The organism is Anaerotruncus sp. 1XD42-93 (assembly GCF_009917605.1).
Lineage (GTDB): Bacteria > Bacillota > Clostridia > Oscillospirales > Ruminococcaceae > Anaerotruncus.
Map to the genome: position 1 here is coordinate 80,673 of NZ_QZEG01000003.1, position 14,512 is coordinate 95,184.

Here is a 14,512-nt window from a genome sequence, read left to right on the forward strand (position 1 = left end):
AAATCAGGTTCCCGGGCGGATGTTTCCACCAGGATTATTCCCCCATCAGCCGTTTCATAACCTCGTGGTAGGCATCCTCCACGCCGCCAAGATCCCGGCGGAACCGGTCCTTGTCCAGTTTTTCACCGGTCTTGCTGTCCCAGAACCGGCAGGTGTCAGGCGAAATCTCGTCCGCGAGGATGATCGTCCCGTCGCTGGTTCTGCCGAACTCGAGCTTGAAGTCGATCAGCTCGATCCCAAGGTCTTTCAGATAGGCGGTCAGGATTTCGTTCACCTTGAACGCATAATTGGCGATTGTCTGAAGCTCCTCCGGGGTGGCAAGCTCCATTGCAAACACATGATAGTCGTTAATCATCGGGTCGCCCAGCTCATCGTCCTTATAGCTGTACTCAAGGACGGTTTTGGCAAGTTTTTTGCCCTCGGGCAGCCCGAGCCGTTTGGAGAGCGAACCGGCCGCAATGTTGCGGACAATGACCTCCAGCGGGACGATCGTGACCTTTTTCACAAGGGTTTCACGGTCGGAAAGCTCCTCGATCAGGTGGGTCGGGATGCCATTTTTCTCAAGCAGGCGCATCAGGTGGTTGGAAACCTTGTTGTTGATCATCCCCTTTTCGGCGATCGTGCCTTTTTTCAGACCGTTAAACGCGGTCGCGTCGTCCTTGTAATCAACGATGTAGGCATTGGGATCATCGGTTTTAAACACCTTTTTCGCTTTTCCTTCATAAAGCTGTTCCAGTTTTTTCATAATTATCGTCTCCTTCTCTATCCATCAATCTATCAGGACTGAAATTGTTCCTGTATCTTTGCATCTTTTTCAAGGACTTCCTGTTCCATCTGGTCTTTGCGCACAGTGAGCCGGTAGGCAACCTCTGCGTCAAACACCCCAATGATCTGGGCAGCGAGCAGGCCGGCATTCTTTGCACCGTCGATCGCAACGGTCGCAACCGGGATGCCGGCAGGCATCTGAACGGTCGCAAGCAGTGCGTCCAACCCGTCCAAGGTGGAGGACTTGACCGGGATCCCGATAACCGGCAGGGTGGTGTGTGCGGCGAGAACCCCCGCGAGATGGGCAGCCTTGCCCGCTGCCGCAATGAGCACAGCAAATCCCTTTTCGCGCGCATTGGCTGCGAACTGGCAGGCGATCGCCGGGGTGCGGTGAGCACTCATCACATGCACTTCGGTCGGAATCCCAAGCTCCTTTAGAATGTCTATCGCGCTTTTTACCACAGGCAGGTCGCTGTCACTGCCCATGATGACCGCCACTTTTTTTTCAGCCATTTTGACACATCCTTTTCTGCAAAAAAATGAAAACAGGCTGCGGTTTGGCCCGCAACCTGCAAAAATCCCGCAACTATCTCCGGATTCCCGGACAAACTGCGAAAATGCGTCCGAAGATGCAGCTATAGCGGTGCAAACCGCCATATCCCGCTGCCTGCCACATCATCCTGACGCCTCCCTTTTGGATCCTCTTTTTTAGATTCTACATGAAAACACCGATAATTTCAATTAGAAAACTGTAAACATTCAAAAGATTGGCGGGTTGGTCCAATCCTTATAGGATCATATGCCCATTTTTGTGAATTCGCACAAGGCATCCCCTGCCGGGCCGAGCCTTATATCGGACCAAGCGCACACAATTTTGAAGGCTACGCCTGCGCATCCTCCGCTTTTTCTGCACCCTCAAGCTGGGCGGGTACCTTGGCCGCATCCGCTTCCTCTGCCTGGGCCGATTCCGTCTCCTGCTCCGTTGGTGCCTCTTGCTCCTGCTTTTTCTCCAGACGGGCGCCGCACCGCGCACAGTAAAGCGCACCTACGGGGTTCGCCGCCAAGCACTCGCTGCATTTCACGACATTTTTCATCTCGTCGATCCGGTTGGTCAGCTCGGCAAGCTCTGTCCTCTGAGACTCAATCTCAGCGATGCACATGCTAATCAACTCTTCGTTCTCGGTCCCCGCCTTGTTCAGCTCGTAAATGATCTCACCCAGCTTGAGGTAGTTCGCATCAATATCCCCGCGAAGCTGCGAAGCCTGTATCTTGAGGCGGGTCAGCTCAACGACCTCCTCGGTTTTGTTTCCCGCTACCTTCGCCAGGTCTTTCGCCTTTGCAAGGACTTCATCCAGTTTTCCCATAAACACTCCATTCCGCCGCTTCGCCCCGGCTGTTTCATCCTTTACCATGCGTTTCCGCTGCGAAGAAAAATTTGCGGACGCATCGTCTGTTTCGTCTTTGTTTTGAAAATCCTCTTTTATTATAGCGCAAAGAAACAGTTGTTACAAGTAGGTTTTTGGGAACAGGCTCAATTTTCATCCCCGCCCGTAGAACTGCCGGATTTTCTCCTTGCGCGCCCGGACGGTATCAAACCGTTCGATGTACTCATACGGATATTTATAATTGAAAACCCGCTCGATCCGGCCGTCTGAGCGGCGGCAGAGCTTGGTCGCTCCTCCCGCGCCGACCGCCAGAACGGTGTGGGAATCGTCCATGATATAGATATTGTAAAGCCCCTCGGTACCGGGCTTCGCATACCCCACATTCTCCAAACTTGAAAGGCTCCCCGCCTGCCGATAAAGGTAGTAGGGGTTCAGGCCCGCACTGGTGATCCGCTGGCGCGCCTCATCCACCATGCCGCACACCAGATCCAGCTCCGCGCGTGCCTGCGGGAAGGTCAGGTCTGCCGCCCGCTTGACCGTAAGGGTATGTACGGTGATATTTTCCGGAGCGAGCCGCAGAACCCCATCAAGCGTCCGGGAAAACCCTTCGCGGGTATCGGTCGGAAGCCCGGCGATCAGGTCCATATTGATGCTGTCAAACCCTTCGCTCCGCGCCATCTGATATGCCTCCAGCAGCTGCGCCGATGTGTGCCTGCGCCCAATCTCCCTAAGTACCCCCTCTTCGAGCGTCTGCGGATTGATGCTGATGCGGTGCGCACCGTGGGACCGGATCGTCCGCAGTTTTTCCGCGGTAACGGTGTCCGGACGCCCCGCCTCCACGGTATATTCCCAAAGGCCGCTCAGATCAAACGAATCAGAGATCGTATCCATCAGCCGCGCGAGCTGCTCGGCTGTGAGGGTGGTCGGGGTGCCGCCGCCAAAATAGACCGTCCGCAGCCGCAGCCCCAGTTCGGAAACAATCCGCGCAAGATCGGCCAGTTCCTCACAGAGCCGGTCGAGATAGGCGGGGATCAGCTTTGCCGCCCGACCTATCGAATGTGAGACAAACGAGCAGTATGCACACCGGGTCGGGCAGAACGGTATCGACACATAGAGCGAAAAATCCCGCTCGGAAAGCCGGGAAAGCAGCGGTCGTTCGATCCGCGCGGTGTCAAGTGCGAGCTGGAACCGCTCCTCGCTTACCTGCCGCTCCCCGATGAAATGCCGGCGCAGGGCGGGTTCATCCAGGCCGTTTTCCATCTGGGTGAGAAACAGCCTGACCGGGCGAATACCGGTCAATACCCCCCATTGGGGCGTCAGGCCGGTCAACTGGGAAAGCAATCCATAGAGCAGGGCTGCAAATTTGTGTTCGAGCTGTTTGGGAGGATCCCCCGGTCCAGCGCGGTCCTCCAGAAGGATCACCACCGGTTTTTTGTCCTCCCAGCCCGCTGCATCAGCAAACAGCCCGCTCTGCACACGGGCACGCAGGCGCGCACGCAAAAGCAGGCGCTGCCCGTCGAGCAGGGCGTAAAGGTATTCCCTTTCCACCCCATCGTCAGGCGCACCCTCGATCACCTCGATCTTTTCTCCGAAGAAAAAGGTTTGTGCAAGCCGCTGCAGTTCGTAGCCAAACCGGTGGCCCTTAATATAGAAGGTCATCCGGCGACATCCTCACATACTGGTTATACCTGCGCTCCTGCTCCAGCGTGCTCTCCGGCCCATGTCCCGGCAGAACCCGGTAGTCCCCCGGCAATGCGGCGAGCTTTTTCAGGGATTTGAGCATTGTCTGGTAGCTGCCGCCATAGAGGTCGCACCGTCCACAATCCCCGGCAAAGAGGGTGTCCCCGGTGAACAGCACTCCCCCGCAGCGATAGGTGATGTCCCCTTTGGTATGGCCGGGGGTCAGGATAGCGGTAAACTCCAGATCTCCGGTCCGGACGGTATCGCCATCCTTCAGCATCAGATCAGCCTCCATCAGATAGGGGTCCTCCCCTGCCGGGAACCGCGCGGACGCGAGGCTTTTGCTCCGGTCGGTGAGCTGCTCGGCGTCCTGCTCACTGATGACGATTTTCGCCCCATACTTCTGTGCAATCGCCTTGACTCCGCCAATGTGGTCATAATGCCCGTGGGTCAGCAGGATATATTCCGGCTTCAGCCCTTTGGCGTCGAGAAAGCCGATCAATTTTTCCGGCTGTGCGCCCGGATCGACCATCGCACAGCCGCCGCCCTCTTCTGAAATGATATAACAGTTGGTCCCGATCGGGCCAACCGGCTTGATGTAAATTTCCATCTTCCCGCGCCTCCCTTATTTTTTCATGATCTCATCCGTATCCAGCAGGATGGTGACCGGACCGTCGTTGACCAGCGAAATCTGCATATCCGCCCGAAAAACACCGGTCTGAACTGTCGCGATTCCGGTGTCCTTCGCCGCTGCGACAAACCGTTCATAGAGTGAATTGGCCGCTTCCAGCCCAGCTGCATTGGTGAACGACGGGCGCCGCCCATGCCGCGCATCGGCACAGAGGGTAAAGTTGGAGACGATCAGCATCCCGCCGCCCACATCGAGCAGAGAACGGTTGAGCTTACCGTTTTCATCCTCAAAAATCCGCAGATTGGCCGACTTTTCCGCAAGGAAGTCGGCCTCATCAACCCCATCCTTCCCGGTCACGCCGAGCAGGATTAAAAGCCCCTGCCCGATCTCGCCGGCAATCCTTCCGCCGGTCTCGACCTTCGCGGACGAGACCCTTTGCAACACTGCTTTCATAAAAACTCCGTTCTACTGCACCGACCGCGAGACGCTTTCCACGCCCGGGATTTTAGACAGGTTATTGATGATAAACTGGAGCTGTTCGATGTCGCTGACCGTAAAGGTCACAGTGACAATGTTCTCTCCCTGCTTGGCCTCCCGCGCGACCAGCGTGGAAATCGAAATCCGCATACTGGAAAGCGCGACCGAAATATCCGCAAGCGATCCAATCCTGCCATCGGTGAGAATCTCGATTGTGCTCTTGAAGCTCTCCTTTTTGGCCGACTCCATCGCCCATTCGGAGTGCACCCACCGTTCGGCATTGTTGGGGTCATTGAGCGAATTGACGACATTCTGGCAGTCCTTCTTGTGGATCGAAACTCCATAGCCCCGGGTAACAAACCCGATGATCTCATCCCCCGGGAGCGGATTGCAGCACCGCGCAAATTTGACCAAGCAGCTGTCCAGCCCCTCGACGATCACGCCGCTCGAGGCCCGTCTGTTCTTGCGGGGCGGTACTTTTGTCGCCAGAACCCGCTCGGTGGGGTCCTCAGGCAGGTTGGAGCGGTATTGACGGGTAAAATCATCCTTGATCCGCGGCATGATTTTGGAAAGCAGCACGCCTCCATATCCGACTGCCGCGAGGAAGTCCTCCACCGCTTCAAAATGCTGGCGTCTGGCAATCCCCAGCAAAAACTCCTTCAGTTTCCCGTCAGGCAGGGAGATCATATTCCGCCGGAACTCCCGCTCCAGCTCGTTGCGTCCCTGCTCAATATTCTCCTCCCGGCGCTCCTTCTTGTACCAGTTGCGGATCTTATTGCGCGCCTGTGAAGTCTTGGCAATCTTGAGCCAGTCACGGCTGGGGGTGTGGTCCTTCGAGTTGGTCGTGATGATCTCGATGATCTGCCCGGTGTGCACCTTGGTGTCGAGCGCGACCATCCGGCCGTCCACCTTCGCGCCCACCATCCGGTTGCCGACCTCGGTATGGATTGCATAGGCAAAGTCGATCACTGTCGAGCCTACAGGCAGGCTGATGACCCGCCCCTTCGGGGTGAACACATAGACCTCTTCCGGGGCAAGGTCGCTCTTGATCGAGTGGACGATATCCTCGACGTCGTCCGCCTCTTTCTGGTTTTCAATGAGCTGCCGAATCCATGCGAGCCGTTCTTCCAGCTTATCCTTGCCCGAGATGCCCGCCTTATACTTCCAGTGCGCCGCAATGCCGTATTCCGCCGTATGGTGCATATCCCAGGTGCGGATCTGCACCTCGAACGGAATCGCTTCCTTATCAATAACAGTGGTATGCAGGCTCTGGTACATATTGGGTTTCGGGGTGGAGATATAGTCCTTGAACCGGTTGGGGATCGGCTGGAACAGGTCGTGGATAATCCCCAGAACATTATAGCAGTCCATCACCGAATCGACAATGATCCGCACCGCATAGATATCAAAGATCTCCTCAAACGCCCTGCCCTGCATATACATCTTCCGGTAGATGCCATAGACGCTCTTGACCCGCCCGTCGATGTGGATTTCGCTGTATTCGGACGAAAGCCGCTCCCGGATTTTCTGTTTGATCTTCTCAAGGAAGTTCTGGCGGTCCACCTGCTTGAGCGCGAGCATCCGTTCGATCTCGCGGTAGGCAACTGGGTCGAGGTACCGCAGCGAGCGGTCCTCCAGCTCCTCCTTGACCGCGCGGATACCCAGCCGGTGTGCAAGCGGCGCATAGACTTCCATCGTCTCAAGTGCCTTGTCACGGCGTTTCTGCTCGGGCATGACCTCGATCGTGCGCATATTGTGCAGCCGGTCGGCCAGCTTGATGATGATGACCCGCACATCCTGCGCCATAGCCAGCAGCATCTTTCGGACGTTCTCCGCCTGCCGCTCCTCACGCGAGGTCTGATAGCTGATCTGCCCCAACTTGGTCACGCCGTTCACCAACAGGGCGACATCGCTGCCAAACTGCCGTGAAATCTGCTCAAGCGGGATTTCGGTATCCTCCACCACGTCATGGAGAAGCGCCGCCTGAATGCATTCGTCATCCATCCCCAGATCCGCCAGAATCATTGCCACCGCGATTGGATGGGAGATATACGGTTCCCCCGAAACCCGGCACTGCCCTTTGTGGGCAGCGTTGGCCAGATCGTATGCATTGATGATGCTGTTTTTGTCATGGGGCTTGCCGCTCCTGTCCAGAAGATCGAGCAGGTCCTGTATCTCGTAATATTTCATTGCTATCACTCCTACGACGGGTTTCCAAATTCCCGCATTACGCCTGCAATGCGCGCAGAATTTTTGAACTGGAGATGTCCACCTTTTCCGGATTGCGCACCACCGATAGGCTTTTCCCGCAGCTGCTGGGGCGGCAGGTGATCAGCCGCATCTCGTCAAGAACATCCAGCGCAATCTTGAGTTTGCACAGGCTGGAGATGCTTTCACAAAGCCGGGCATAGAGCAGCTCGTCGGACGCCTCCAACTCTCCTCTGGAACGCAGGTAACGGTAGACCACCGCAATCTCATCCCGGTTGGGACATACCTGCACACGCACTGGTTTTTCGAGCGTCTCCCTACGGGCAATCTGCTGATAGAGCTGCTCGGAATGGTGAATCTGGTCGTAATCAATTCCCGCCAGATGGATGTCCCTGATCTTGACCGAGACGCGCAGTTCCCCATTCCATTCCCCTACATCGGCTGTCACCGCGAGGTCAACCGCGTCCCCGGCCGCGTAGGGAAAGCTCTGCTGGGTCATCCCGAAATAGACCGCATAAAATACGACACCGTCTCCCGAAAACCGCAGGCGCAGATGCTTTCCGTCGCCAATCGGGTAGATTCCCTGAAGGGTGCAGTTTTTCACGACAAATACCGGCGTCTCGTTGCCCGAACCAAACGGTTCCAGCATCGAAAGCGGCTGTACCCCCTCGACTGTGAGAACACGCGGGGAAATCGTACAGTCGATCCGGAGGGTCTGCTGGGGCATCTGCGGGTGGTGCGCCTCCGCCCACCTGTTGATTGCCTCGATGAAATCTGAAATCCTGTCGGTCCTGACAGTCAATCCCGCTGCCTGGTTATGCCCGCCATAGCGGGTCAGATGTTCGGAACAGGCATTGATCGCGTCAATGATCGAGAACCCCTCGATACTCCGCCCCGACCCGCGGGAGGTCTCCCCCTCGATTGAAAGAACAATGCAGGGTTTTCCAAACCGCTCGACCATCCGGGATGCCACAATCCCAACGATTCCATGATGCCAGTTTTCCCCGCAGATCACAATGACCCGGTGGCGGAGCAGCTGTTCGTCTGCGTTGATCCGCTCCATGATCTGCGCGACGATCTGATCCTCGATCTCCCGCCGCTTCTCGTTGAGCGCATTGATCCCGCCGGCGAGGGTATCCGGTTCATCTGCACCGCCCGCAAACAGCTCAATCGCCTGGTCCGCCTGATCGAACCGCCCGGCAGAGTTGATCCTTGGCACAATCCCATAGGCGATATTTTCGCATGTGAGGGCTTTGTCTGCCATCCCGCAAACCCGAATCAGCGCGGCAAGCCCTTCGTTCCCGGTATTTTGCAGCAGCTCCATCCCCCGCTGGACAATCAGCCGGTTCTCTCCCGACAGAGGCACAATGTCCGCAATCGTAGCGACTGTTACCAGGTCCCCATATTGGTCAAGCATCATCTCATCGTCCGAGCCTTCGAGTGCGCAAGCCAGCTTGAAGGCTACGCCCACTCCTGCCAGATACTCGCACCCGCTTTCATCGTCCAGCCGGTGCGGGTCGACGACCGCAACCGCCCGGGGCAGAACATCGCGCGGCTTATGATGGTCGGTAACGACCACATCCAGACCGATCGAAACCGCATAGTCAACCTCCTCGAGCGCGGTCACCCCATTATCGACCGTCACAACCAGTGAAACTCCGTAATCGTGGATCTGTTTGAGTGCATTTTTATTCATGCCATAGCCCTCGCGATCCCGATCGGGGATGTAGTAGCAGACATCCACACCCATCGACTCGAGATAGCTGTAAAGGAGCACCGTCGACATGATACCGTCGCAATCGTAGTCTCCGTAGACCGCCACCCGTTCGCCATCTTTCGCAGCCTGCCGGATGCGCGCGACCGCTTTGTCCATATCCTTCAGCGACATTGGGTCGGTGAGACTGCTCCCTGAAAGAAACGCGCCTGCTTTTTCTATTGTGTCATAGCCTCTTGCCGCCAGCACCCGCGCCACCAGAAGCGGCAGTTTCAGCCCTTCCGCAAGGCGAGTGGCAGTGGATTCATCTGACTTTTTGAAACTCCAATGTTTGATGGGCACACCGATTCCTCCGTAGCTCTCAATTTACATTTGCCCTGTAATCCAGATTCCTTATGTATCCCCTGGAACAAATCGAACTTTCAGAAGTTCATCGTCGAATTGGGACTATTTTAACACTTTTTTCAATAAAACACAATAGAATGGTCCAAAAGTCCTGATCTCCTCCACACAGAACTGGAACAAAGACGCATTTTGTTTAAAACAGATCCACAACGACGGCTCCGCAGCCAACCGGATGGGTCAGAAAAACCATGCCGGCCTGATCGTAGAGCCTGCGCATACAATGCCGCGCGTGCGACCGCTTCTCAAACAGCCCAAATACCGCCGATCCGCTTCCGCTCATCATCGCACCAGCGGCACCGCCCGAAAGCAGCCTTTCATGCAGCTTGCACACCTCATCAAGACCCGCAACTTCCTCTAATACATTATACATCCCTTTAGCCAGGCCATGCAAATCTCCCTCTTTCAGCTTTCTGAGCAGCAGTTCGGTATCGGGACGCCGTACCGCACCCTGCTGGTCATATCGGCGGTAGCTCTCCTTAGTCGAAACGCCCGCCGTCGGTTTGGCGATAACAATATGACACTTTGGCAGGTCTGGCAGCCGGGTCAACTGTTCCCCAATCCCGCGGGCCCGCTGAATCCCGCCCATAATGCAGAACGGCACATCCGCACCAATCTCCCTGCCCAGCCGGCAAAGCGTCTCCATGTCCGCACCGACCTCGAACAGCGCATTCATTCCCACCAGAACGCCCGCCGCATCTGCACTTCCTCCGCCCATGCCCGCCTGCATCGGCAGACGCTTCTGAATATCAATCGAGATTGCAGATGCATCCAGTCCGAACCGGTCAAAGAAAAGACGCGCGGCAATATGAGCATAATTGGTATCATCGCTCGGGACGCGCGGCCGGTCACAGGAGATGAAGATTCCCTTCCCGGACATACGGGTGATTGTCACTGTATCCCGCAGGTCAACCGCCTGCATAATGGTGTCAATCTCGTGATAGCCATCCTCGCGCACACCTGTAATATCCAGCGAAAGGTTGATCTTTCCTGGCGCATCCACAATTACTGTTTTTTTCAAAATCCGCCACCTGCCTTTTCCATGCTCAAATGGCTCCCACGCAGTGGCCCATAGCATGTCTGTTTTATATACCGGCCATCGGGACGGGCGCGGCCTTCCCTGTCATTCACATATCGTCCTGACCATAACCTGGTATAATAGGTTATTATACCATGGATCTTTCTAATTCTCAATCCTTTACAACTCTTTGGAAGAATAAGAAAAAGCCTTGAAAACAGTTTTGCTTTCAAGGCTATGTTATGTTATCTATGACGACTACAAGCGCTGTCTCCACACCGGCTGTATCTGTTCGCCAGATGCAGCTGATAAAAGTGTGGGGGCAATCAGGTCAAAAAAAGCCACAGCCGAAGTGGGCTTGTTCTTCGGGTCGTCCTGTGCCATCGGAACAAAATAAACCTGCTTGACATTCATCAGCCGTCCGATGTTCTGTGCTGAACCTCCAAGCGCATCATTGGTTGAAACTGCCAAGATAAGCGGATTCCCATTGCGTAAACTCGATTTCGCAGCCATCGTTACTGGTGTATCGTTGATTCCATTGGCAAGCTTCCCCAATGTGTTGCCTGTACAGGGCGCAATTAACAGCAAATCAAGCAGATTTTTAGGCCCTATTGGTTCTACTTCCTCAATAGTGTGCCATATTTTTCTTCCACAGATTTCCTCTACCCGTTCGATCCAATCAGCAGCCTTACCGAAGCGGTTGTCCGAGCAATAGGAGATCGGAGAAAAAATCGGATAAATCTCATAAAATTCAGTCAACTTCTCCATCTGCGGAATCACCGATGACCATGTACAAAAGGAACCCGTCATTGCAAACCCGAGCCGTTTTTTCCCCATCATACACCGCTCCTTTCGTTCAGGCAGTTGTCAATCGTCGACAGGATGATCTCCCCTGCGGAAATCGGCGCTGTTTTTCCTGGTAGAGAAAGCGCCCAGATGGTCTTTCTCTGAAGTTCCGCCGCAGCTTCGAGATCCACCCCCCGTGGCTTCGAATATTGTTGGCGGGAGTGGTGTACAAGAATGAAATTGGACCTCTACTGGCTGACCCTGTGGCAACTGTTGACTTCTTTCCTTACGAGACCTCCCATGCATTTTCAATATGGCCTGCACCTGGTCAAACAGCTCCTGCGGTACGATCGGCGCATGTGTGTTTGGAACTGTCACCCATTCCTCTGGTGGCAGGCAGACCTTTTTTCCCACCTTGTGGCTGATCTTCCGCGTGCGGTTCTGGGTGAGATGACCAGCATAGGTTGGATTGCTTAAAATACGCCTCACCGTCACATCGTTCCATCCTACGGATGAGTCCTTTTTTCTTCCGGATGGCGGAGGAATCTGCCTGGCGTTGAGCGCTCGTACCACCTGGCTGATCTGCCCTGTCCGCAGATAAGCTCGATAGATCATCCGCACCACCGGTGCTGCCTGCGGATCAATCCGGAGCCTCCCGCGCTGCTCCGGGTCTTTCTGGTAGCCAAACGGCGGCACAGAACCAATGAACTGTCCCGTCTCTTTTCGAACTGAGAGCGCTGCCCGTACCTTTTTGGAAATGTCTCTCGCATACATATCGTTGACAACCGAAAGGAACGGTGCAAGGTCGTTCCCCTCCTGTTCTCCGGTGTCGATCCGGTCATTGACCGCAATATACCGTACCCCATGTTCTGGAAAGTATCGCTCGAGAAAATGCCCGGTCTGGATATAGTCCCTTCCCAGGCGGGAGAGGTCCTTGGTAATCACTGTACCAACCCGCCCTGCTTCGATTTCCTGCACCATCTGCTGAAATGCAGGCCGCTCAAAACTGGTGCCGCTCCATCCATCGTCCACAAAAATTCCCGTAACCATGAAACCATGCTCCTGTGCATAGCGAAGCAGATATGCCCTCTGGTTGGCGATACTCTGCGATTCCATCTGCCGTTCGCCATCCTCCCGCGAAAGCCTTAGATAGAGCGCTGTTCCTCTTTGATCCACGCTGCTTTTCCTCCCCTGTCATCCAAGATGTTTCTCTCCTGCGGAAAACATTCCGCAGAAATCGGCGCATTGCGGCTTTACACCACTATATGCGGCAGGGAAGGATGTCCTTGCTGAAAAAAGCAGAAGGTCCGGGACGAAACTGTCCCGGGCCTCCCCGATCTGCCAGTCCGCTAAAATCGGACAAGCTGTTATTTTCTGTTCTTTTTGGCGGCCAATGCGCCCGCAGCCGCGAGGGATGCGATCCCCGCCATAACAGCCGCATGAATCATATCGCCTGCACCTGTGCCCGGGTTCTCCTTGTCAGCATTGGTGGAATCACTTGAGGTGTTCTCCTGTGCATCTGAAACAGCGAACCCATCTTTGATCGGCTGATCGGTCACGACAAAGGTGTCCAGCTTGTTGGTGCGGAAATTGAGGGTGTTGTCCTCCGCGTTGAAGGTCGCGTTGATCCGGTACATCTTTCCATCTGCATAGCGGTAGGTGTACAGCTTGGCGAAATCATCCGCAACGTCTGAAACATCCAGGGATACCTTGCCGGTTGCTTGGAAGGACGGCTTGCCCGCAAACCGGAAGAACTTGAAGTCCTGGTCCGGCAGCTTGGAGAGGATTTCCTTGATGCCCGCGTTCGAGAACACCATATTTTTGGTCGGCTCGTCGGTCACATTGACAGTGAACTGCCAGCCGGCGCCCGCCAGGGTGACGTTCTTATAGTCGTTGAGTTTCGCAATTTTGTTGAACTGCTCCTTGGTGATGACCGGGCGGTCGTTGTCGATCTCCACAATGTCGCCCTTGTCCAGGTCGTTGATATAGTCGTCATTGCTCTCGTCGTAGCCGTAGGAGAACTTAACCTCCTGGCTGAACACCGAAAGATTGTTGGATTTGCGCACCAGCTTGACGTTGTATTTTACGTCGACCGGTTTTGCCGGAGTGGTGTCCTTCACCTCAACAAAGAGGTAGTAATTGCCTTTGTATTCCTCGATCTTGAAGGTTTTAACGCCCGACGCACTTACCCGGGTGTAGGTAAACTTATAGTCTTTGAGCAGCTCGTCGCTGATCGCCACCTGTTTTCCGCCTACCTCGACATAGGCCGGGAACCGGTACTCTTTACCCGGCTCAAGGATCGTCTCACTGAGCAGGTTGCCTTCGTCATCCGCCTTGAATACAAATGCGGAAGGCTCTACCGCAGGGGTCTCATCCTCGGAACTGGAGGAATCATCCGAAGAGGTGTCCTCGGACGAACTGTCAGACGAAACGTCCGACGAACTCTCATCCGAAGAAGTCTCGGAAGAGCTTACAATCGAAGAGCTGCTGGACTCATCGGACAGATCCTCGGCAAAAGCAGCCACGCTCATCGACATCATAGAAGAAACTGCAAGCAGCATCGCAATCGCTTTTTTCATGGTTTAGGTGCCTCCTGAAAGAAAAGTTTCGATCCGCAGCGCCCATCGTCGGGGCCGCTTGGAACGTGTCTCAGTATATCCGAGGCAAAGCGATTTTTCAAGAGGTTTTTGTTACCAGATTGTCATTTTTATTGTATTATTTTTATATAAAAATTCAACTCAGTTTATAAAAACTATCTATTTTTTATATTTTCAAAATATATGCAGGACAATCCGCCTGATCTATGGAATCTTCCTTCCATTCGCAGACATGCTTACTGCCGCATTTACAGATTCCCGTGGATACCGCCGGTTTTTGGAGGGGGAGGGGGTATTCCAGAAGGAGTTCAGTGCTCCTGCCGTCCGGATTCTAAAAGCTTCACCGCCTCACCAAGCTCCACGCAACGTGCATAGCGCCGGTTCCACATCATTTCATTATAATATCGATAGGTCTTTTCTGCGGCCAGAAACGCATTATCCTCGGTCGTATTGCAGCCTGCCGGGACGATCATCTCAAACCCATGCTCAAAGCCACATTTGACCGTCGCGTCAATACAGTAATCGGTCTGTTGCCCCACGATCATAACGCTGTTTTCCTGTTTCTCCCTCAGATATTCCAACAACCCACTGTCTTTAAAGGCGCTGTTGACCCGTTTGTCAAAAATTTTCTCCCCCTGCATGGGTGCGGCCTCTTTCGAGATTTCAAAACCAGGGACACCTCTTGTCAGCTCTATCCCATCATCATGCCGGACATAAATGACCTCGCTCCCCTGTTCCCGCGCAGTGGAAATCAGTTTTTTGACACGTTCCAAAAATGTTTTGCACCGGTACATCTTTTCTGTTGCAAGCATTTCCTGTGTGTCAACCACGAGCAGAACCATTTTAACC

Annotated in this window: 13 protein-coding genes; all 13 read right to left on the reverse strand. The window is 54.6% G+C overall.

Annotation, left to right across the window (positions count from 1 at the left end; genetic code table 11):
* Nucleotides 1–34 precede the first annotated feature (34 nt).
* Nucleotides 35–745 (reverse strand): phosphoribosylaminoimidazolesuccinocarboxamide synthase, encoded by a 711-nt coding sequence (gene purC, locus D5269_RS02155; RefSeq protein WP_120481952.1) that lies wholly within the window; start codon nt 743–745, stop codon nt 35–37.
* 32 nt (nt 746–777) lie between these two features.
* The gene (purE, locus tag D5269_RS02160; RefSeq protein WP_016316118.1) at nt 778–1,278 is read right to left on the reverse strand and encodes a 5-(carboxyamino)imidazole ribonucleotide mutase; all 501 of its coding nucleotides are present in this window, start codon (nt 1,276–1,278) and stop codon (nt 778–780) included.
* Between the two features lie 368 nt (nt 1,279–1,646).
* Nucleotides 1,647–2,129: a zinc ribbon domain-containing protein gene (locus D5269_RS02165; RefSeq protein WP_166545120.1), complete on the reverse strand. Its 483-nt coding sequence runs from the start codon at nt 2,127–2,129 to the stop codon at nt 1,647–1,649.
* Nucleotides 2,130–2,303: 174 nt separating this feature from the next.
* Nucleotides 2,304–3,809, reverse strand: coding sequence for a coproporphyrinogen dehydrogenase HemZ (gene hemZ / locus D5269_RS02170; protein WP_120481956.1), 1,506 nt, complete (start codon nt 3,807–3,809; stop codon nt 2,304–2,306).
* Nucleotides 3,793–4,440: an MBL fold metallo-hydrolase gene (locus tag D5269_RS02175; protein ID WP_016316115.1), complete on the reverse strand. Its 648-nt coding sequence runs from the start codon at nt 4,438–4,440 to the stop codon at nt 3,793–3,795. The genes hemZ and D5269_RS02175 overlap by 17 nt, the downstream gene beginning before the upstream one ends.
* A 15-nt stretch (nt 4,441–4,455) precedes the next feature.
* The gene (dtd, locus tag D5269_RS02180; protein ID WP_120481958.1) at nt 4,456–4,914 is read right to left on the reverse strand and encodes a D-aminoacyl-tRNA deacylase; all 459 of its coding nucleotides are present in this window, start codon (nt 4,912–4,914) and stop codon (nt 4,456–4,458) included.
* 12 nt (nt 4,915–4,926) lie between these two features.
* A complete protein-coding gene (locus tag D5269_RS02185) occupies nt 4,927–7,128 on the reverse strand; it encodes a bifunctional (p)ppGpp synthetase/guanosine-3',5'-bis(diphosphate) 3'-pyrophosphohydrolase (RefSeq protein ID WP_016316113.1) in 2,202 nt (733 codons plus the stop codon).
* A gap of 37 nt (nt 7,129–7,165) precedes the next feature.
* Nucleotides 7,166–9,202 (reverse strand): single-stranded-DNA-specific exonuclease RecJ, encoded by a 2,037-nt coding sequence (recJ, locus tag D5269_RS02190; RefSeq protein WP_016316112.1) that lies wholly within the window; start codon nt 9,200–9,202, stop codon nt 7,166–7,168.
* A 196-nt stretch (nt 9,203–9,398) separates the two neighbouring features.
* The gene (ispE, locus tag D5269_RS02195) at nt 9,399–10,283 is read right to left on the reverse strand and encodes a 4-(cytidine 5'-diphospho)-2-C-methyl-D-erythritol kinase (protein WP_158604808.1); all 885 of its coding nucleotides are present in this window, start codon (nt 10,281–10,283) and stop codon (nt 9,399–9,401) included.
* A 255-nt stretch (nt 10,284–10,538) separates the two neighbouring features.
* Entirely contained in the window at nt 10,539–11,117 is a 579-nt protein-coding gene (locus D5269_RS02200) for a dipicolinate synthase subunit B (protein ID WP_016316110.1), read from the reverse strand.
* Between the two features lie 30 nt (nt 11,118–11,147).
* Nucleotides 11,148–12,242: a recombinase family protein gene (locus D5269_RS02205; protein WP_120481962.1), complete on the reverse strand. Its 1,095-nt coding sequence runs from the start codon at nt 12,240–12,242 to the stop codon at nt 11,148–11,150.
* 191 nt (nt 12,243–12,433) lie between these two features.
* Nucleotides 12,434–13,645, reverse strand: a complete 1,212-nt coding sequence (locus D5269_RS02210) for a hypothetical protein (protein WP_120481964.1) — start codon at nt 13,643–13,645, stop codon at nt 12,434–12,436.
* A gap of 326 nt (nt 13,646–13,971) precedes the next feature.
* The gene (locus tag D5269_RS02215; protein WP_120481966.1) at nt 13,972–14,505 is read right to left on the reverse strand and encodes a cysteine hydrolase family protein; all 534 of its coding nucleotides are present in this window, start codon (nt 14,503–14,505) and stop codon (nt 13,972–13,974) included.
* Nucleotides 14,506–14,512: the final 7 nt, after the last annotated feature.